The organism is Actinoplanes sp. NPDC026623, assembly GCF_040638275.1.
GTDB lineage: Bacteria > Actinomycetota > Actinomycetes > Mycobacteriales > Micromonosporaceae > Actinoplanes.
The window spans coordinates 35,257-55,042 of record NZ_JBEZXZ010000006.1 but is presented as its reverse complement, the minus strand read 5'-3'; the positions used below and the strand labels follow the sequence as shown (position 1 = coordinate 55,042).

Sequence of the window (19,786 nt, the reverse complement as noted above, 5' to 3'; positions counted from 1 at the left end):
CCAAGCCACCCGCGAGAGCCGGGCTCAGGTGCTGTGTAGGCGGCGGGGGCCGGAGTCTGGGCGGGTGCCGGCCTCGCCGATCTCGACCGAGGCGTGCAGGACCGTGATGCCGTCGGGGCGGGCCAGGACCGGGTTGAGGGACAGGGCGCGGACGCGGGGGTGTTCGTCAGCGAGGCGGCCCACGCGGAGCAGGAGGTCGATCAGGGCTTCGCGGTCGACCGGGTCGGCGCCGCGGTAGCCGTGCAGCAGTGGCGCGGCACGGGGCTCGTCGACCAGGGCCGCGGCGGCGCGGTCGGTGAGGGGGGCCGCGCGCCAGGCGAGGTCGCCCAGTAGTTCGCTGGCTACGCCGCTCAGGCCGAAGCCGATCACCGGGCCGAAGGCAGGGTCCTCGACGACCTCGATGGTGCAGGCCACGCCCGCCGGGACCATCGACTGGACCAGCAGGTGCGGGCCGAAGGCCGCCTCGAGCTCCTGGTGGGCGGCGCGGAGGTCGTCGGGGTCGGCGAGGGCCAGGCGGACCGCGCCGAGGTCGAGGCGGTGCCGCAGGGCTCCCCCGGCCGCCTTCAGGGCCACGGGATAGCCGAGATCGGCGGCGGCGGCCAGCGCCTGGTCGAGGGAGGCTACGGCGGTGGACGGCTGGACTCGGATGCCGTATGCGGCGAGCAATTCGGACGGTGGGGCCTCGAGCTCGGGTGCCGACGGGTCCACTCCGGACAGAGGCGGGAGCACGCCCGGCGGGTGGCGCAGCCAGTCGGCGTAGCCGGCGACTCGGGCCAGGGCCCGGACCGCCTCCTCCACCGACGGGTAGGCCGGGACCCGCGGCGGCAGCCGGCCCAGCAGGAAGGTCGCCACGGTCGGTTTCTCCCCCGCCAGCGCCACGCTGCCCAGCGCCGCGGCGAAGTCGGCGTCCTCGTCGGGGAGCTGGCCGGGCAGCGGCGGGGCGAAGACCACGACCAGGGCGTCGACCCGGTCGTCGACTGCGGCGTCGGCCAGGGCGTCGGCGAAGTCGTGCGCGCCCGCCTGGGGGCTGATGTCGCGCGGGTAGCCGTCGGCGATGGTCAGGCCGGTGGCCCGGCAGGCGGCCACGGCCAGGCCGGACAGCGCCGACGAGTTGCCGACTATCGCCACCCGCCGGCCGGCGGGCAGCGGCTGGTGAGCCAGGAGGACACCCACGTCGAAGAGCTCGGCCACGGTGTCGACGCGGATGACGCCGGAGCGGGCGAACAGGGCCGTCACCGCCCTGGTGTCGGGGCCGGGCAGGTCGCCGGCGAGCCCCGCCGGGCGGCTTGCCGAGGCGACCGCGACGACGGGCTTGACGCGGCTCATCCGGCGGGCGAGCCGGGCGAACTTGCGCGGGTTTCCGAACGTCTCCAGGTAGAGCAGGACCGCGTCGGTGCCCGGGTCGTCCTGCCAATATTGCAGGAGGTCGTTGCCCGAGACGTCCGCGCGGTTGCCCGCCGACACGAAGCTGGACAGGCCGAGGCCGCGCCGGTCCGCCTCGGCCAGCAGGGCGACGCCGAGCGCACCGGACTGGCTGAAGAAGCCCACCCGGCCCGCCGCCGGCAGCCTCGGCGCGAGCGTGGCGTTGAGCCGCACGGACGGGTCGGTGTTGGCGATTCCCAGGCAGTTCGGGCCGACCACGCGCAGGCCCGCCGAGTGCGCCGCCTCGATCAGCGCGCGCTGCGCGGCCGCGCCCGCCGATCCCGCCTCGGCGAAGCCGGCGGAGACGACGACCAGGCCGCCCGCGCCGGCCGCGGCCGCGTCGGCCACCGCCTCGTCGACGCCCTCCGGCGGCACCGCGATGATCGCCAGATCGACCGGGGCGCCGGCGGTGGTCGCGGAGCGGTGGGCGGTCAGCCCGGCCACCCGTTCCGCGCTGCGGTGCACCGGGACGATGTCGCCGGTGTAGCCGCCGTCGCGCAGGTGGCCCAGCATCGCCGCGCCGATGCCCTGGCCGCTGGCACTGGCGCCGTAGACGGCGACGGCGCGCGGGTGCAGCAGGCGGGAGATGGATTTCGCCTCGGTCCGGTGCTCGCGGCTCTCCTGCACCTCGCGGGACTTCTCCGTCGGTGCGATCGGGAACTCGAGGTGCACGACGCCGTCGGCGTATCTGCGCTGGACCTGGTAGCCGAAGTCGCTGAAGACGCGGAGCATCCCGCTGTTTTGCGGCAGGACCTCGGCGACGAAGCGGACGATGCCGCACTCGCGTGCCGCGTCGGCGAGGTGCTCGAGCAGCACCGAACCGATGCCGCGGCCCTGGTGCGCGTCCTCGACGACGAAGGCGACCTCGGCCTCGGGGGAATCCGGGCCGAGCCGCTCGTAGCGGCCGACACCCATGATGCGCGGGCCGCTGACGATGACGAAGGCCTCGCGGTCGTGGTGGTCGACGTTGACGAAGCGGGCGAGGTCGCGCTCCGGAATGCGCGGGTAGGGCGAGAAGTAGCGCAGGTAGCGGGTGCGGTCGCTCATCCGGGAGTGGAGCTCCACGATGGCCGGTGCGTCGTCGGGGTGGATCGGGCGCAGGTGCACGGCGCTGCCGTCGGAGAGCAGCACGTCGGCCTCTCTGGTCACCGCGGTCCCCTCTCAGTCCCGGGCGTCGTGCGGGTCCAGCCCGTGCAGCGGGAAGACCGCCATCCGGGTCGCCAGGATGGCCTTGTCGATCGGGTCCGGCGTGGTGCCCGGCTCCCAGCGCCGCACCGACGGCTCGACGCCGTCGGTGAGGGTGGCCGGGATGTCGGCGCCGGGACGGCGGGCGGCGGCGAGCCTGCGCCAGGCGGGCGGCGTCGGCGTGCCGGGATCGAGCGGCTCGCCCGTGGCCACCGCCAGCAGGTGCGTCCAGGCCCGGGGCACGACCTCGACCAGCGCATAACCGCCGCCACCGGTCGCCACCCAGCGGCCGTCGCAGAGCTCGTCGGCGAGCCCGCGCAGGGCGATGTAGGCGGCGCGCTGGCCGTCGACGGAGAGGGACAGGTCGGCGAGGGGGTCGAGGCGATGGGCGTCGGCGCCGCACTGGGCGACGAGGATCTGCGGCGAGAAGGCCCGGAGCACCGACGGCACGATCGCGTGGAACGCGCGCAGCCAGCCCGAGTCGTCGGTGCCGGGCGGCAGCGCGACATTGACCGAGGTGCCCTCGGCGCCGGCGCCGCCGGACTCATCGGGGAAACCCGTGCCGGGAAACAGCGCGAGCGGAGACTCGTGCAGGCTGACGGTCAGCACCCGGGCATCGTCGTAGAACGCGGCCTGCACGCCGTCGCCGTGGTGCACGTCGATATCGACATAAGCCACCCGCTGCGCGCCCAGGTCGAGCAGGCGCGCGATCGCGACCGCCGGGTCGTTGTAGACGCAGAAGCCGGAGGCGCGGGCCGCCATCGCGTGATGCAGCCCACCCGAGACGTTGACGGCGCGGGTGGCCGCGCCGCTCCAGACCGCCTCGGCGGCCGCCAGGGTGGCGCCGCAGATCCGGGCGCCGGCCTCGTGCATTCCCTCGAAGACCGGGTTGTCATCGGTGTTGAGGCCCCAGCCGCGGAAGAACGGATCGTCGGGTGCGAGCCGGACCGCCCGCACGTAGTCGGGCCGGTGAATGCGGGTCAGCGCCGCGTCGTCGGCCGGCTCCGGCACCACCAGGCGCACCCCGGGCCGGTCGAGAACGCCGAGCTCGCGGGCGAGCGCCATGGTGAGCTCGACACGCACCGGATTCATCGGGTGATCGCCCATGTCGTAGGAGAGCAGGGACTCGTCCCACACCACCGCCGTCGACTCCGCCATGACGGTCATGCTGCCATGGCGGGCCGACATTTTCGGCCGGTAACCATCCCTGCCGTTACACCTACCGGACGTCGGCGATCCCGGTCCGGTAGGGTCACTTGACCCACCTCGTCGGCATGAAGTCAACCCCCGGCTGCGAGGTAATATCGCTGCTGGGAGGGCCGCATTGTGAATGATCTCGTCGACACCACAGAGATGTACCTGCGCACGATCCTCGAGCTCGAGGAAGAGGGCGTTCCGCCCCTGCGCGCGCGCATCGCCGAACGACTGCACCAGAGCGGCCCCACCGTCAGCCAGACCGTCGCCCGGATGGAGCGCGACGGATTGCTCACGGTCGAGAACGACCGGCACCTGCTGCTCACCGAGGAGGGCCGGGTGGCCGCCGTCGCGGTCATGCGTAAGCACCGGCTCGCCGAGTTGCTGCTGGTCAACGTCATCGGCATGCCCTACGAGGAGGCGCACGAGGAGGCCTGCCGGTGGGAGCACGTGATGAGCGACTCGGTCGAGCGCAAGGTCTACGAGCTACTCAACAGGCCGACCCGGTCGCCTTACGGCAACCCGATTCCCGGGCTCGAGGTGCTGGGCCTGACCGCTGCCGAGGCGCCGGCCAACAGCAGCTCCACTGTGATCAATTCGGGTGAGCGCAACCTCGCGTTCCCCGGCCTGACCGGCAGTGTCGTCGTGCGACGAATCTGCGAGAGCGTGCAGACCAACGCGGGCGTGCTGCGGCAGTTGCATGCGGCGGGCATCGACCCGGGCGCGACCGTCACCGTGGCGCAGGAGCGCGACGGCGTGACGATCGACCGCTCCGGCGACAAGATCCGGCTACCACGCGAGGTCGCGTCGCGGGTGTTCGTCGACGCCCGCTGAGGCGACGCCCGCTGAGGCAACGCCCGCCGAGGCAACGCCCGCTGAGGCAACGCAACTGAGGCGACACCATCTGAGGCGACACAACTGAGGCGACGCACGGTGACTCTCGCAGTGGCGACGCCCGGTGACTCCCCAGAGACGACGTCCGCTGATCCGGCGAGGGGTCGGCGTCGGCCGGCCCCGCCGGGGGTCATCCCTCGGTGGTGTCCATGGCCTTGGCGAGGGCGAGGAGCTTCGGCGACATCTTGGTGACGTCGGCTCCGGCGGCGTCCTCGGCGAAGGTGAAGCGCAGCGTCTGCAACTGGGCGGCCTCGCTGAGCCAGCCGATCTCCACCGTCGGGCCGTGTCCGTCGGTCGCCTTGGTGACCAGGCGGTAGCCGGCCTTGCCGAGGCCCTTGAGCTTCGTGGCCTTCTTCGGGGTGAGTTCCTCGGTGAACAGGGCGGCGTCGGCCTTGGTGCTCTCGACCACGCAGAGGGCGAGATAGGGCCACTCGTCGCGCTCCGTCTGCACCACGCAGGTGGAGGCGTCGTCGACCTGGTCGGCGGCCGCGACGCTGAACTTCACGCCGATCTTCTCCTCGATGAACGCGTAGTCCCAGAGGATGCAGGCCCCGCCGGCCGAGGCCGCGGGTTGCTGCACGATCTGCAGGGGAGGCAGGGTGCCCGCATCCTCGCCCCGGTTTTCCGTGCAGCCCGCAAGGGCGAGCAGCGCCACAGCGGCGCCGAGGGCGAAGAGACGCGAACCCACGAGATCCTCCAGATAATTCGGGCACACCGTACTTTGCCCGGGGGCGGCGGCGAAAGTCCGCCTCAGACACCATCGAGGTACGGACAGTGACGACAGCCTCGGCCGCAGCAGGTGCCGCGCCCGGCCAGGAATCCGGCGGTGAGCACAAACAGCCCGGTGTCCGGATCGAGGTAGCCGGCCTGACCCGCGGCGAGCGCGGCGGCGTGTGCGGCGAGGATCTCGGCCCGACGTGGGTGATCGAGGGCGAGACGACTCGGATGCGGCTCGGTGAGAGCGCGCGGCGCCGGCTGATCCACGACCGGAGCCTAGCGACTTGACAGTCGGCGTCAAGTAGCGCGACGATGATCCGGTGCCGTCGAAGAGCCTCCTTGTCGAGCAGATCGTCCGGCTGCTCGACATCCGCCTGCTGGACCCGCTCGAGGTCCTGCTGGAGGGCGACGACGCGGTCGAGGCGCTGCGCCGGCTGGTCCGGATCCGCGCCGCCAGGTGGGCCGACCAGATGCGCGACGGCGATGACGCCACGGCGGTCGGCGCGGCGGTCCGGCTGATCGCCACGCTCTATCCGGACGACCGGGCCTTCGACCCGCCGGTGCAGTGGTGGCGGACCCCCCTCGGCGCGGTGGTCGCCCGCCGGGTCGGCCACCCGGCGGCCGAATCGGTCTCCTACGCGACCGCGGGCGCGATGCTCGGCATCACCCGGCAGGGGGTGCACGACCTGGTCCGGCGCGGCCGGCTGCCCCGTCACCCGGACGGGGGCGTGCCGTCGTCGGCGATCCGCGACCGCCTCCGAGGGCAGCCGGAATGATCCGCACCGCCCGCCCCGCAATGCCGGCTACCACCACCGGCCGCCCCGCACTGCCGGCCACCACCACCAGCCGCCCCGCACTGCCGGCCACCACCACCGGCCGCCCCGCACTGCCGGCCACCACCGCCGGCCGGCCCGCCGGCGACGGCCGCCCGACACCCGCCGACCGAACCGTCAGGCCGCGACCCGCCTCCGCGCGGCCGGGGCCACGGGGGACGATCCCGTCGGCGCTACCGCTTGGAGAGATGTTGTGATCAACGATCGACTGGTTGACGCCGGAGAGCTGCCCATCGCCGTCCGGGACTTCGGGGGTGACCAGCCCGCGCTCCTGCTGCTGCACGGGGCCGGCGGGAACCTCTCCATGATGACGACGCTGGCCCGGGCGCTGCGCCCCCGGCACCGGGTCATCACCATGGACCTGCGCGGGCACGGGCGTTCCGGCGACGGCGCCTGGTCCTGGGATGCCGCGCTGGGCGACATCGCCGCGGTGACCGTACAGATGGAGTTGAGCCGGCCCGCGGTGGCCGGGCACTCGCTCGGCGGGATGCTGGCCACCCTCTGGGGGCAGCGGCACCCCGAGTCGCCCGGGGTGGTCAGCCTCGACGGCAATCCGCCGCCCAGCCGGCCCGAGCAGGTGCCCGACCTCGAACCCGCGGTGGCGGCGGCCGAGCTGGCCCGGCTGACGACGGTGTTCGACACGCTGCACGCCGGGATGGGGCGCACGATCCCGGCCGAGGAGCTGCCCGATCTGGTCGAGCGGCAGCAGATGGCGGCCCGCGACATGGGCGCCAACGAGAAGGTGTGGATCGAGGGCTTCCGGCGCAACCTGGCACACCGGAACGGCGAGACGACGATGCGGCCGTCCGCCGAGACCGCCGGCTCGCTGCGTACGCTGATGAATGATCTTGATCTGGGTCCGGTCTATGCCGCGACGCCCACGCCGACGCTCGCCGTGCTCGCGACCCGTGACCTGCCGGAGCAGGAGCCGTTCGCGGACCTCTACGCGGCGCACCGGCGCTTCCTGCTCGATCAGGCCGCGGCGGGCGCGAAGGCGAATCCGCGGATGCGCTACCTGCAGCTCGAGGACGCCTCGCACGCCATGGTGATCGAGCAGCCCGACCTCCTGGCGGCGCTGATCGGCGACTTCCTGGCCGGCGGACACTGACCGATCAGGGCGTGGCGACCGGCTCGGCCTCCGCGGCGCCGACGCGCGGCAGCGGCCGGGCCGCGCCCGAGGCCGCCAGCCCGAGGCCGATCGCCACGAGGACGACCAGCAGCGCCCGCAGCACCCCGAAGTGCTGGGCCAGGACGCCGATCAGGGGCGGACCCGCGAGGAACGCGGCGTAGCCGATGGAGCCCGCCACCGACACCCGGATCGCCGCCCGGAGCGGGTCGTCCGCGGCCGCGCTCATCCCGATCGGGAAGCCCAGGGAGGCGCCCGCGCCCCACAGCAGCGCGCCGACCAGCACCAGCGGCACGCCGATGCCGGAGACCGCCAGCAGCAGGCCGAGCAGCGCCGACACCGCGGTGCCGCGCAGCACCGTCACGCGGCCCCAGCGTTCGATCGCCGGGCCGCCGAACAGCCGGGTCAGGGTCATCGCCGTCACGAAGAAGCCGAAGCCGATGGCACCGACCGTCTCGGTCGCCTGGTAGCCGTCGACCAGGCCGATCGCCAGCCAGTCGTTCGCCGCGCCCTCGGTGAAGCCGAAGCCCAGCATGATCACGCCGATCAGCAGGGTCCGGGGCTCGCGCCAGGCGTCCCGGACCCGGCCGACCGAGCGCTGTTCCGCGGTCGTCGGGGTGTGCGGCAGGAAGCGGCGGACCGTCAGGATCATCACGATCGCGGACAGGACCGCCGTGAGGAAGAGCTGCGTCGAGACCGCTACGCCGGTCGCCGCGGCGGCCGCGCTGACCCCGGCGCCGAGCACGGTGCCGAGGCTGAAGCCGGCATGAAAGCGGGGCATCAGCGTACGGCCCAGGCGGCGCTCGACGTCCGCGCCCTCGACGTTCATCGCCACGTCCCAGGTGCTGTTGCCGATGCCGAGCAGCATCAGGCCGACGCCCGCCAGCGGCACCGAGCCGATCAGCGTGCCGCCCGCCATGCCGAGCAGCCCCAGCACCACGGACATGCTGCCGAGCAGCACCGCGCGGGACGGGCCGAAGCGCTGCACCAGCGGGCCGGCCAGCGGGATCGCCGCGATGGCCGCGCCGGAGATGCAGAGCAGCAGCAGGCCGAGCCCGGCCGAGCTCAGGCCGAGATCCTCGCGGACCGCGGGCGCCCGCGCGAGCCAGCCCGCGTACGCGAGGCCGTTGGTGGCGAAGGTGATGCCGACGGCGACCTTGGCGGCCTCGAGGCGGGTACGGTCGGGGGCGGCATCGGTCACTTACCGAACTTAACCGTTAAAGTTCCGAACTGTAACCCTGTCGATCAGTGACGACGGTCCCCCTCGCCCGCCGGATAGCGCTCCGCGTAGCGGGTCGGCGATTCGCCGAACATCGCGGCGAAGTCCCTGGTGAAGTGCGCCTGATCGGCGTAGCCGAGCTCGTCCGCGAGCCGGGCCCAGTCGACGACCGCACCCGCCGCCAGCCGCTGGCCCACCTCGTGCAGGCGGTAGCGGCGAATCACCCACTTGGGGCCGAGGCCGACATGATCGGCGAAGAGGCGCTGCAGCCGGCGCACGCCCAGGCCGGACCGCTCGGCGAGCGCGTCGACGCGGGTGAGCCCCGGCTCGGCCCGGACCAGGGCCACCACGGCCGCGGCCCGCTCGGCCAGCGGATCGACCGCCGGCAGCGTCGCCCGCAGGAACGCCTCGACCTGCTCGACATCGCCCCGCGGCAGGCCCGGCCCGCACACCTCCCCGACATCGCCGCCCGGGAGGCCCGGCCCGAAGACCTCGGCGGCGGGAAGCGAGCGGCCGGTGATGGTCGAGACGGGCGCGCCGAGGAACGGCCGGAAGCAACCGGGCCGGAAGGTCACCCCGAAGACCCGGCCGCGGCCCTCGAGGACGCGGACGACATGCCCGCGCTCCGGGCCGCGCACGACCGCGGTGCCCTCCCGGAACGTCAGATGCACGCTCGGATAGGGCACGATCTTCTGCCGGTACGGCTCCTGCCCGCGCAGATCCCACTCGGCGAACCAGTAGCCGGACACGAACGGGGCGAGATCCGGCGCAGGTTCGGCGTACCGGTGAGTTTGGAAGGTGGCCCACGCACCGCGCAGCTCTCGCGCGTCCCTGACCATGACCACAGGTTAGCGTCGCGTTCGTTCAAGACGGCCGGGCGGCGGGCGTTTAGCCTCGGCGGTCATGCGGGAACACGACTTCATCGCCCTGGCCGCACCGCCCACTGTGGCCGCCGTCCGCGCCGTCCGGGCCGAACAGTTCGGCGCGCCGACGCCCTGTGACGGGCTCGACGTCCGCGGCCTGATCGAGCACATGCTGCATTGGGGACCGGGCCTCGCCCGGGCGAGCCGCAACTCGGACGGCCGGCCGCCGCCGGACGGCGATCCGCGGCAGCGGCTGGAGCGCCAGATCGACCAGCTCGTCGCCGCCTGGTCGGCGCCCTCGGCCTGGGAGGGCATGACCTCGATGGGCGGGCCGCGGAAGACCCCCGCGCGGATGATCGGGGCGATGGCCGTCGGCGAGATCGTGGTGCACGGGTGGGACCTGGCCCGCGCCACCGGCCAGGATGTGGGCTGGGATCCCGGGCTGCTGGAGTTCCTGCACGACGAGGTCGCGAAGACCGCTGCGCTCGGGCGCGAGATGAAGGCCTACGGGCCCGAGGTGCCGGTGCCGCCGACCGCGCCGGCGCTGGACCGGATGCTCGGCCTGACCGGCCGCGATCCCGCCTGGCAACAGATCGACGGCCGGCACGACGCACCTGTTGCCGAGCCGGGCGGTCACGGCAGCACTACCCCGGATCCGGGGGATGGCCGGGCTGACTTGGCGCCGCCCGATTTCTAGCGTCGAAGCATGAGGAAATTGTTGAGTTTGAGCATCGCGGGGGCGCTCATCGCATCCTCGCTCGCGGTGGCCGCCACGCCGGCCACGGCGACGACGGGCCGGCTGATCTCGGTCACCGCCCTGCACACGTACGCCACCCGGGCCGACGTCGACGCGGCGCTGACCGCGGACAGGTTCGATCCGGGAACGGACCGCTACGGGGTGCGTACCTACCGGCTCGTCTACCGGACGACCGACGCGACCGGTCGGCCGACCACGGCCAGTGGCCTGGTCGCGTTGCCGATCAACGACAGGAGGCGGCTCCGGACGGTGTCGTTCGGGCACGGCACCGAGATCTACAAGCCGGACGCGCCGTCCACTTCGGACGACGTGTTCCTGATCGGGCCGGCGCTGACGTTCGCGTCGGCCGGATTCGCGGCGGTCGCACCCGACTACGTCGGCCTCGGGGTCGGGCCGGGGACGCACCCCTGGATGGACGTGCCGTCGGAGACCACCGCCTCGCTGGACCTGCTGCGGGCGGCGCGCGCCTTCGCCGGCCGGCAGGGGCGGCAGCTGGACCGGGACGTCTACGCCTCCGGCTTCTCGCAGGGCGCCTCGGCCGCCCTCGGACTGGCCAGGGCGTTGCAGTCGGGGGCCGATCCGTACTTCCGGGCGGCCGCGGTCGCCCGATCAGCGGCGCCTACGACTTCCGGAACGCGGCCATCCCGTCGCTGTTCACGCCGGAGGTCCACCCGGTGCTCGCCAGCGCGTACACCACGTATCTGCTGGTCGCCTTCGACCGGCTGCACGACATCTACCCGTACCCGGGATACGTGTTCCGGGCGCCGTACGCCGGGCTGCCGAATCTCTTCGACGGCACCCACACCGGGCAGGAGGTGCTCATGGCCCTGCCGCCCACGATCGACGACCTGCTCACGCCGCGGGGCAAGGCGCTGCTGCTGCACCCGACCGGCCGGTTCGCCGACGCTCTGGCCGTACTGGACAGCGTCTGCACCGACTGGGCGCCGCGGATGCCGGTGCGGCTCTACTACAGCCCGGGCGACGAGGAGGCGGTGAACGCCAACACGGAGCACTGCCACGCCACCCTGGGGGCGCCAACGGTCGACCTCGGCGTCGACACCGGCTACAACGGGTTCGTCCACGAAGGGTCGGAGGTGCTCGGCGTACCCGAGGCGACCCGCTGGTTCACCGCCCTGAGCAGCTGACAACGAAAACGGAGAGGGGCCCGGCGCATCCGCCGGGCCCCTCTCCGTTCAACTGTGTTCAGCTGCAGCCCGAGGTGGAGCCGCAGCCCTCGCAGACGTAGCAGCTTCCGGCCGGGCGCATCTTCGTGCCGCAGGTGAAGCAGAGCGGCGCGTCGGCGGAGGTGCCCAGGACGGCCTCCAGCAGCTCGGTCGACGAGCCGGCCGGCGACGGGGCCTCCTTCTCGGCCGCGGGGGCCGGGGCCGTCGGCGCGGACGCCGCGCCGACCGGTGCGGAAACCGGTGCGGACGCCGCCATGCCGGCCAGGTCGACGCCGGCGACCTCGGCCGCCGCCTCGGCCTGAATCTGCGCCGCGCGCTCCCGGGCGGTGAAGATGCCCAGCTCGGCGCGGGTGTCATAGGGCAGGAAGTCGAGCGCGAGGCGACGGAAGATGTAGTCCATCACCGACGCCGCCATGCGGATGTCCGAGTCGTCGGTCATGCCGGCCGGCTCGAAGCGCATGTTGGTGAACTTGCTGACGTAGGTCTCCAGCGGAACGCCGTACTGGAGGCCGATGGAGATCGCCACCGAGAAGGCGTCCATGACGCCCGCCAGGGTCGAGCCCTGCTTCGACATCTTCAGGAAGACCTCGCCGAGGCCGTCGTCCGGGTAGGACGACGCGGTGAGGTAGCCCTCGGCGCCGGCGACCGAGAAGGAGACCGTCTCCGACGGGCGCTTCTTCGGCAGGCGCTTGCGGACCGGGCGGTACTCGACGACCTTCTCCACGACCGGCGCGACAGCGGCGGCGGGCGTCGCTGCGGCCGCCGCGGCCGCCTTCGGCTTCGCCGCGGAGAGCGGCTGGCCGACCTTGCAGTTGTCGCGGTAGATGGCGAGTGCCTTGAGGCCGAGCTTCCAGCCCTGGTAGTGCACGTTCTCGATGTCCTCGACGGTTGCCGACTCCGGCATGTTGATCGTCTTGGAGATCGCGCCCGAGATGAACGGCTGCACGGCCGCCATCATCCGCACGTGGCCCATCGGCGCGATGGACCGCTCGCCCATGGCGCAGTCGAAGACCGGGTAGTGCTCCGGCTTGAGGCCGGGGGCGTCGACGACGATGCCGTGGTCGGCGATGTGCTCGACGATCGCCTCGACCTGCTCCTCGGGGTAGCCGAGGCTGCGCAGGGCGCGCGGGACCGTCTGGTTGACGATCTGCATCGAGCCGCCGCCGACGAGCTTCTTGAACTTGACCAGGGCCAGGTCGGGCTCGACGCCGGTGGTGTCGCAGTCCATCATCAGGCCGATGGTGCCGGTCGGCGCGAGCACGGAGGCCTGCGCGTTGCGCCAGCCGGTCTTCTCGCCGATCTTGTTGCCCTGCTGCCACTGCTTGGTGGCCTCGCGGACCAGCGCGGTGGCGACGGTGCCCGACGGGCGGATCTCGTCGTTCGCCGCGGCGTGCTTGCGCATGACCCGCTTGTGCGCGTCCGCGTTGCGGGCGTAGCCGTCGTAGGCGCCGACGACGCCGGCCACCTCGGCGGAGCGGCGGTAGGCCACACCGGTCATCAGCGACGTGATGGCGGCGGCCAGGGTGCGGCCGCCCTCCGAGTCGTAGGGCAGGCCGGAGGCCATCAGCAGGGCGCCGAGGTTGGCGTAGCCGATGCCGAGCTGGCGGTAGGCGCGCGTGGTCTCGCCGATCCGCTTGGTCGGGAAGTCGGCGAAGCAGATCGAGATGTCCATCGCGGTGATGACGAACTCGACGCTCTTGACGAACTTGTCGACCTCGAAGCCGCCGTCGGCCTTGAGGAACTTCATCAGGTTGAGCGAGGCGAGGTTGCAGGACGAGTCGTCCAGCGACATGTACTCCGAACACGGGTTGGACGCGGTGATGCGGCCGGTCTCCGGGTTGGTGTGCCAGTCGTTGATCGTGTCGTCGTACTGCAGGCCGGGGTCGGCGCACTCCCACGCGGCCTTGGCGATCTCGGTGAACAGCCGCTTGGCGTCGATGGTCTCGATCGTCTCGCCGTTCATCCGCCCGCGGAGGTCGAACGTGCCGCCCTCCTCGACCGCCCGCATGAACTCGTCGCTGACGCGGACCGAGTTGTTGGCGTTCTGGTACTGCACCGAGACGATGTCGCTGCCGCCGAGGTCCATGTCGAACCCGGCGTCGCGCAGGGCCCGGATCTTGTCCTCCTCGCGGGCCTTGGTGGTGACGAACTCCTCGATGTCGGGGTGGTCGACGTCGAGGATCACCATCTTGGCCGCGCGGCGGGTCGCGCCGCCGGACTTGATCGTGCCGGCGCTGGCGTCCGCGCCGCGCATGAAGCTGACCGGGCCGCTGGCCGTGCCGCCGGAGGAGAGCAGTTCCTTCGAGGAGCGGATCCGGGAGAGGTTGACGCCGGAGCCGGAGCCGCCCTTGAAGATCAGCCCCTCCTCCTTGTACCAGTCAAGGATGGAGTCCATCGAGTCGTCGACGGACAGGATGAAGCAGGCGCTGACCTGCTGCGGCGAGGCCGTGCCGACGTTGAACCAGACCGGCGAGTTGAAGCTGAACACCTGGTGCAGCAGCATCCAGGTCAGCTCGTGGTCGAAGATCTCGGCCTCGGCCGGGCTGGCGAAGTAACCGTGGTCCTCGCCCGCCTTGCGGTAGGTCTTCACGACCCGGTCGATGAGCTGCTTGAGCGACCGCTCCCGCTCCGGCGCGCCGACCGCACCCCGGAAGTACTTCGTGGTGACGATGTTGGCGGCGTTGACGCTCCACGTGGTGGGGTATTCCACCCCGCGCTGCTCGAAGTTGACCGAGCCGTCCCGCCAGTTCGTCATGACGACGTCGCGGCGCTCCCACTCGACCTCGTCGTAGGGGTGGACGCCCTCTGTCGTCCAGACCCGCTCGATCCGCAGCCCCCCGGCCGTGGCGCCCCCGTTGCCCGCGCGACTGCGCTGCCTGCCTGCTGTCATGCCGTCACCGGCCATTTGGTGCTCCCCCTCGATTGCTTCCTGCATCAAGCTTTTTCCTGAGCGCTGATCTTGGGCGGCCGGTTGCCGGGCCGCGCGGCGACCACGTGCCGCGCGGCCGCCTCGCCGGCGGTGGCCGCCTCGCGCAGCTCGGTGATCTCACGTTCGAACTCGTCAAGCGAGTCGAAGGACTTGTAGACACTCGCGAAGCGGAGGTAGGCCACCTGGTCAAGCTCGCGCAGCGGCGTGAGGATCGCGAGGCCCACGTCGTGGCTCGGCACCTCCGCCGCGCCCTTGGCACGGATGGTCTCCTCGACCCGCTGCGCGAGCAGCGCGATCGAGTCCTCGTCGACCGGACGGCCCTGACAGGCCTTGCGGACGCCGCTCATGATCTTGGTCCGGCTGAAGGGCTCGGTGACGCCGTTGCGCTTCACGATCGCCAGCACGGCCTCCTCGACCGTGGTGAATCGCTTGCCGCACTCGGGACACGACCGCCGGCGACGGATCAACTGGCCGTCGTCAGCCTCTCGCGAATCGACCACCCGCGAGTCGGCGTGCCGGCAGTACGGACACCGCACCGAAAATCCCCCTGTCGCCGGGTCCGGCCACCCGGGCGGGGAACGGGCCGGCAGACCGCCTCACGGGCACGCCGAACGACAGCCCCGCGGCGGTGGATCCCGCCTCGTGGCTGTGGACGAACCCGTGGTTTGCGGGGCTGCCTTACCCCAACCTGTGGATGACTTACACCCTTGTAACTACTAGATGTTGGGGTTGACGTTATGCCGCCGCAGACGTCGATGCAAGTTCACCGGCGCGTCGGCGCGCCGTATTTTCAACCTCAACACGACCGGTACCGCGCCGGTCACGGGCAGCACCGAAACGCCTTGATCAACATTGCCCGCCGAGGCCCTCGCGGGACGAACGGAGCCTCACCGGCGTGGATGCCGAGGCGCGGCCGAACGACGACAGTAGGCGCGGAGCCGGCCCAAGAATCACCGGCCCGCCGAGGCAGTGGTCCACAACACGGCACTCGCGAGAGACGCGAGCAGGATGAAGAAGCTCAGCACGACGAAGCGCCCCCGCCGGGTCAGCCGCAACGGGGCCGGTTGCCGGCGCGCACCAGTGATCACCACGGCATATTCCTCTCCTCGCATACGTCCCTAGGACAGACGTTCTATAGAACGCCCGTACGACGGTGTATCAGAACAGGCGTACGGAAGTCGAGCACTTTCGGGCGACACGCCGCGAGAAACTCGTACAGATGTTTGAATATGTCGCACGTCGCAGTTACGGTTCTCGGTCAAGAGGGGTCAGCCGGGCACAAGTCCATCCCCACGGCGACTGCCCGGCTCCGCGAGCGCACCACGTGCCGACGAGGCACTGGCCGACAGGGAGGGCGGACGTGTCGACCGACGACCGGACGAGCCGGCAACATCAGAAGGATTCGCAGCCCGAGCCCGCCAACACGAAGGCGGCCATCCGCCGCCGCACGCCGTCGCGCGCCCGTGGCGGTGAGGCGCCGCAGCTGCGCGCCGTGACGCCGGTGGTCAGCCAGTTTCCCGACCTGGTGACCGCCGACCTGACCGCCCGTCAGCGCCGGATTCTCGAGTTCATCCGCGACTGGGTGGAGCGCTACGGCTACCCGCCGAGCGTCCGCGAGATCGGCGAGGCGGTCGGCCTGGTGTCGCCGTCGAGCGTGGCCTACCAGCTCAAGGAGCTGGAGAAGAAGGGCTTCCTGCGGCGTGACCCCAACCGGCCCCGCGCGGTCGACGTGCGGGCGCCCAGCGAGATGGTCGACGACGAGACGCTGCGGTCGGCCCGGCCCACCCCGGCATACGTGCCGCTGCTGGGCCGGATCGCCGCCGGTGGCCCGATCCTGGCCGAGCAGGCGGTCGAGGAGTTCTTCCCGCTGCCGCGCGAGCTGGTCGGCGAGGGCGACGTGTTCATGCTCGAGGTCAAGGGCGACTCGATGATCGACGCGGCGATCTGCAACGGCGACTGGGTGGTGGTCCGCCAGCAGCCCACGGCGAACGTCGGCGAGATAGTGGCGGCGATGATCGACGGCGAGGCGACCGTGAAGAGCTACCGGCAGCGGGACGGGCACGTGTGGCTGATGCCGGCCAACCCCGCCTTCGACCCGATCCCGGGCGACGACGCCACGATCATGGGCCGAGTGGTCGCCGTACTGCGCCGGGTCTGACGACCGGCACCCGCCCTGCGCGCGTTGACGCGCAGGGGCGGGTCAGAGTCCGTACGGAGCGCGGCCGTCGGGACGGCCGTCCGGGTGACCGGGGTGCCTTCCGCCGCCGGTGAAGCCGGACGGGCGCTGCGGCCCACCCTGCGGGCGGCCGTTGGCCGGCGGAGGGCCGGGCGGGGCGCCGTAGACGCCACCACCGGGACGACCGCCGCCCTGACCCGGACGACCCTGCTGGCCGCCGCCCGGACGACCGGGCTGGCCGCCGCCGCCGGGACGACCGGGCTGCACGCCACCCGGACGCGGCTGCACGCCGCCGGGACGACCGGGCTGCGCGGGCGGGGCCGCGCCGGGACGAGCACCACCCGGGCGGCCGGGCGCCGGCTGAGCGGGCCGGGCCGCGGGCTGACCCTGCGGCGGACGAGCGCCGCCGCCGGCGCCGTAGACGCCGCCGCCCTTCTGCGGTGCCGGCGGCTTGGCGCCGTAGACACCCGGGCCGGACGGTGCTCCGGCCGGTGGACGGTTGCCGCCGTAGACGCCGGGGCGCTGGGCCGGGCCGCCGACCGACAGCAGGTCCGGCCGGGCGTCGAGCGGGCCGGGCGCGGTCGGGTCGGTGCTCTTCGCGACCGGCTCCGGCGGGGCCTTCTTGCGGGACCGCATGATGCCGAAGACGCCCGCGCCGACCAGGATCGCGCCGAGCACACCGATGGCGCCCACGAGGTAGGTGATGTCGGAGAGGCTCAGGTCCGAATACCAGGAGCCGCCGCCGCCCGAGTCACCCGCGTCGGCGGCCGTCTTCGCCTCGACGACCTTCGTCGCCGGGGTGTAGCCCAGGATGTAGCTGTCGGCCTCCGGATCCTGCGAGGAGCCGATGTCGGAGACCGTGTTGAACTGCTTGCCGTCCGGGGTGTAGCTGATCGCCTCGCCGAACGGCTCGTTGGGCAGGCCGGTCTGGCGCGGCTTCTTCTTGAGCGCCGCCAGCACGTCGCCGTTGGTCACGTCCCACTCGAAGGCGTCGAGGTAGGTGCGGAGCACCACCTTCGTGCCCTTCGGCGCGACCGCGCCGCCGGTGACGACGCCCTGCGCGAGGCGGGCGAACGGGGTGCCCGCGGTGTCCGAGCGCGGCAGCTCGACCTCGCCGACCTTCTCGAGCGGCACGCCTTCTTCGTTGTTGGTCTTCAGGGCCGTCTTCGGGACGTAGATGCCGGACGGCTTGCCGACCGTCTCCTTGGTCACGATGATCGGCGTGCCGTCGCCGTTGAAGAGCAGCGCCTCGGCGTCGTGCTTGTCCCCGTCCGGGTAGGCCAGGCGGTGGATCTTCGGCTTCTTGGAGCCGTCGACCGGCATCGACCAGAGGGCGATGGTCGCACGCGTGTCGCCGTTGGGGTCCCGGACCGCGTTGTCGCCGGTGTCGGCGATCCACAGCGTCGCGCCGTCGGCCGACAGCACCATGTCCTCGGTGTCGAAGGGCCCCTTGCCGGTGTATTCGACCCGCTTGGTGATCTCGCACTCGTCGTCGAGGAAGAAGACCCTCTTCTGGCTCTCCACGTCGGTGCTGTCGTTGATGACCGCGTAGCCGTTCTTGGTGGCCACGATGCCCGACAGCTCGGGAAGTGACGAGCTGGTGATCTTGCAAACCTTCTTGCCGGCCGCAGCCTTCGCCGAGGTCCCCGCGGGGGCGGGCTCGGCGGAGGCGGGCACGGCCCCCAACATCACCAGCCCGGAGGCAAGGATGACCGGGAACACGAGACGCCGCATCCGATCAGTGTCGCATGCGGCGTCTCGTGCCGGTGTTACGCGTGGATCAACCCTGGTGCGGCCGTCCGTAATCCGACAATTGATCAACTAAATACGGAATGTTGCGAGGTCGGCCGCCAACTGCTCGCCTACCCGGACCCGCAGCTCGGTGCCCTCGTCGGTGTGGCGGGTGTCCAGCACCTGCCCGCTGCGGTGGATCCGGGCCACCAGGTCGCCCCGGTCGTACGGCAGCAGCACCCGCAGGTCGACCGCCGGCCGCGGCAGCCGCTGCGCGATGGCCGCGTGCAGCTCGGGGATGCCGAGGCCCGAGCGCGCCGACACGAACACCGCGTCCGGCCAGGCCCGCTTGAGCCGCAGGATGGTCTCCTCGTCGGCCGCGTCCATCTTGTTGACGACCAGCAGCTCCGGGATGCGGTCCGCGCCGACCTCGCCGAGCACCTCCCGGACCGCCGTCACCTGACCCTCGGGGTCCGGATGCGCGCCGTCCACCACGTGCACGACCAGGTCGGAGTAGGCCACCTCCTCCAGCGTCGAGCGGAACGCCTCGACGATGTGGTGCGGCAGGTGCCGGACGAAGCCGACGGTGTCGGAGAGCGTGAACACCCGCCCGTCGTCGGCCGCGGTGCGGCGGGTGGTCGGATCCAGCGTCGCGAACAGCGCGTCCTCGACCAGCACGCCCGCCGAGGTGAGGCTGTTCAGCAGGCTGGACTTGCCGGCGTTGGTGTAGCCGGCGATGGCGACCGCGGGCACGCCGCTGTTGGTGCGCTTGGAACGCTTGGTCTGGCGTACCGTCCGCAGGGCCTTGATCTCGCGCTTGAGGCGGGAGATGCGGGTGTTGATCCGCCGGCGGTCGGTCTCGATCTTGGTCTCACCGGGACCGCGCGTGCCGACGCCGCCGCCGGAACCGCCACCCGCGCCGCCGCCCTGGCGGGACAGCGACTCACCCCAGCCGCGCAGGCGGGGCAACAGGTATTGCAGCTGTGCCAGCTCGACCTGCGCCTTGCCTTCCTTGCTCTTCGCGTGCTGGGCGAAGATGTCCAGGATCAGCGCGGTGCGGTCGACGACCTTGACCTTGACCTGCTGCTCGAGCTTGCGCAGCTGCGAGGGCGAGAGCTCGCCGTCGCAGATGACCGTGTCGGCGCCGGTGGCGACGACCACGTCGCGCAGCTCGTCGACCTTGCCCCGGCCGATGAAGGTGGCCGCGTCGGGACGGCCGCGGCGCTGGATGAGGCCCTCGAGGACCTCGGAACCGGCCGTCTCGGCGAGCGCCGCCAGCTCCGTGAGGGAATTCTCGGCATCGGAGATGCTGCCCTCGGTCCAGACACCGACAAGCACGACCCGTTCGAGTCGCAGCTGCCGGTACTCGACCTCGGTGACGTCCGTCAGCTCGGTGGAGAGACCGGCAACCCGTCGAAGGGAGTGGCGCTCCTCGAGCTCCAGCTCACCGGTGGTGACGTCCGGTTCGAATACCTCAGTACGCAAAAGTGACCTCCTCCGCCCGATCGTGGCACGCCCGGGGTGCCGAGCGCATCCACATAACGGTGCGGGGCGTT

17 protein-coding genes are annotated in these 19,786 nt (G+C 72.1%); 6 read left to right on the top strand and 11 right to left on the bottom strand.

Translation table 11 applies throughout. The features are described 5' to 3' along the window. Positions 1-24: 24 nt before the first annotated feature. Both AB0F10_RS03240 and AB0F10_RS03235 read right to left on the bottom strand, forming a co-directional pair. On the bottom strand, positions 25-2,571 hold the full coding sequence (locus AB0F10_RS03240) for a GNAT family N-acetyltransferase (protein ID WP_360620166.1): 2,547 nt from the start codon (positions 2,569-2,571) through the stop codon (positions 25-27). 12 nt (positions 2,572-2,583) lie between these two features. Further along, positions 2,584-3,765, bottom strand: a complete 1,182-nt coding sequence (locus AB0F10_RS03235; protein WP_360620165.1) for an acetoin utilization protein AcuC — start codon at positions 3,763-3,765, stop codon at positions 2,584-2,586. A gap of 165 nt (positions 3,766-3,930) precedes the next feature. Here AB0F10_RS03235 and AB0F10_RS03230 point away from each other — a divergent pair, with 165 nt between their 5' ends. Continuing rightward, positions 3,931-4,635: a metal-dependent transcriptional regulator gene (locus AB0F10_RS03230; protein ID WP_360620208.1), complete on the top strand. Its 705-nt coding sequence runs from the start codon at positions 3,931-3,933 to the stop codon at positions 4,633-4,635. Positions 4,636-4,825: 190 nt separating this feature from the next. Here the strand turns inward: AB0F10_RS03230 and AB0F10_RS03225 are convergent, their stop codons facing one another. Continuing rightward, a complete protein-coding gene (locus AB0F10_RS03225; protein ID WP_360620164.1) occupies positions 4,826-5,383 on the bottom strand; it encodes a hypothetical protein in 558 nt (185 codons plus the stop codon). A 62-nt stretch (positions 5,384-5,445) separates the two neighbouring features. Continuing rightward, positions 5,446-5,679, bottom strand: a complete 234-nt coding sequence (locus AB0F10_RS03220; protein ID WP_360620163.1) for a DUF5522 domain-containing protein — start codon at positions 5,677-5,679, stop codon at positions 5,446-5,448. Positions 5,680-5,732: 53 nt separating this feature from the next. On the opposite strand from AB0F10_RS03220, the gene AB0F10_RS03215 reads away from it, so the two are divergent. Further along, complete coding sequence (locus AB0F10_RS03215) at positions 5,733-6,188, top strand: hypothetical protein (RefSeq protein ID WP_360620162.1); 456 nt, start codon at positions 5,733-5,735, stop codon at positions 6,186-6,188. Positions 6,189-6,438: 250 nt separating this feature from the next. Further along, a complete protein-coding gene (locus AB0F10_RS03210) occupies positions 6,439-7,353 on the top strand; it encodes an alpha/beta hydrolase (RefSeq protein WP_360620161.1) in 915 nt (304 codons plus the stop codon). Between the two features lie 4 nt (positions 7,354-7,357). Here AB0F10_RS03210 and AB0F10_RS03205 read toward each other — a convergent pair whose 3' ends face one another. Together AB0F10_RS03205 and AB0F10_RS03200 are read right to left on the bottom strand one after the other, a co-directional pair. Continuing rightward, positions 7,358-8,572: an MFS transporter gene (locus AB0F10_RS03205; RefSeq protein WP_360620160.1), complete on the bottom strand. Its 1,215-nt coding sequence runs from the start codon at positions 8,570-8,572 to the stop codon at positions 7,358-7,360. 44 nt (positions 8,573-8,616) lie between these two features. Further along, a complete protein-coding gene (locus AB0F10_RS03200) occupies positions 8,617-9,429 on the bottom strand; it encodes a helix-turn-helix domain-containing protein (RefSeq protein ID WP_360620159.1) in 813 nt (270 codons plus the stop codon). Positions 9,430-9,493: 64 nt separating this feature from the next. Here AB0F10_RS03200 and AB0F10_RS03195 point away from each other — a divergent pair, with 64 nt between their 5' ends. Then, positions 9,494-10,150, top strand: a complete 657-nt coding sequence (locus AB0F10_RS03195) for a TIGR03086 family metal-binding protein (protein ID WP_360620158.1) — start codon at positions 9,494-9,496, stop codon at positions 10,148-10,150. A gap of 734 nt (positions 10,151-10,884) precedes the next feature. Beyond that, positions 10,885-11,355 carry a hypothetical protein gene (locus AB0F10_RS03190; protein WP_360620157.1) on the top strand — a complete coding sequence of 157 codons (471 nt, stop codon included), beginning with the start codon at positions 10,885-10,887 and terminating at the stop codon, positions 11,353-11,355. A gap of 58 nt (positions 11,356-11,413) precedes the next feature. On the opposite strand, the gene AB0F10_RS03185 is transcribed toward AB0F10_RS03190, so the two are convergent. The 3 genes from AB0F10_RS03185 to AB0F10_RS03175 form a co-directional block, all read right to left on the bottom strand. Then, on the bottom strand, positions 11,414-14,299 hold the full coding sequence (locus AB0F10_RS03185; protein WP_360620156.1) for a vitamin B12-dependent ribonucleotide reductase: 2,886 nt from the start codon (positions 14,297-14,299) through the stop codon (positions 11,414-11,416). A gap of 29 nt (positions 14,300-14,328) precedes the next feature. After that, entirely contained in the window at positions 14,329-14,859 is a 531-nt protein-coding gene (gene nrdR / locus AB0F10_RS03180; protein WP_360620155.1) for a transcriptional regulator NrdR, read from the bottom strand. 414 nt (positions 14,860-15,273) lie between these two features. Beyond that, complete coding sequence (locus AB0F10_RS03175; protein WP_360620154.1) at positions 15,274-15,414, bottom strand: hypothetical protein; 141 nt, start codon at positions 15,412-15,414, stop codon at positions 15,274-15,276. Between the two features lie 269 nt (positions 15,415-15,683). Here AB0F10_RS03175 and lexA point away from each other — a divergent pair, with 269 nt between their 5' ends. Beyond that, entirely contained in the window at positions 15,684-16,481 is a 798-nt protein-coding gene (gene lexA / locus AB0F10_RS03170; protein ID WP_360620153.1) for a transcriptional repressor LexA, read from the top strand. A 42-nt stretch (positions 16,482-16,523) separates the two neighbouring features. Here lexA and AB0F10_RS03165 read toward each other — a convergent pair whose 3' ends face one another. Next, on the bottom strand, positions 16,524-18,233 hold the full coding sequence (locus AB0F10_RS03165; protein ID WP_360620152.1) for a hypothetical protein: 1,710 nt from the start codon (positions 18,231-18,233) through the stop codon (positions 16,524-16,526). Between the two features lie 87 nt (positions 18,234-18,320). Next, positions 18,321-19,715: a GTPase HflX gene (gene hflX / locus AB0F10_RS03160; RefSeq protein WP_360620151.1), complete on the bottom strand. Its 1,395-nt coding sequence runs from the start codon at positions 19,713-19,715 to the stop codon at positions 18,321-18,323. Between the last annotated feature and the right edge of the window lie 71 nt (positions 19,716-19,786).

Bases quoted from the DNA above. Each gene is read 5' to 3' on its own strand.
- AB0F10_RS03235 (WP_360620165.1), bottom strand. From the start codon at position 3,765: ATGGCGGAGTCGACGGCGGTGGTGTGGGACGAGTCCCTGCTCTCCTAC.
- AB0F10_RS03200 (WP_360620159.1), bottom strand. From the start codon at position 9,429: ATGGTCAGGGACGCGCGAGAGCTGCGCGGTGCGTGGGCCACCTTCCAA.
- AB0F10_RS03195 (WP_360620158.1), top strand. From the start codon at position 9,494: ATGCGGGAACACGACTTCATCGCCCTGGCCGCACCGCCCACTGTGGCC.
- AB0F10_RS03185 (WP_360620156.1), bottom strand. From the start codon at position 14,299: ATGGCCGGTGACGGCATGACAGCAGGCAGGCAGCGCAGTCGCGCGGGC.
- AB0F10_RS03165 (WP_360620152.1), bottom strand. From the start codon at position 18,233: ATGCGGCGTCTCGTGTTCCCGGTCATCCTTGCCTCCGGGCTGGTGATG.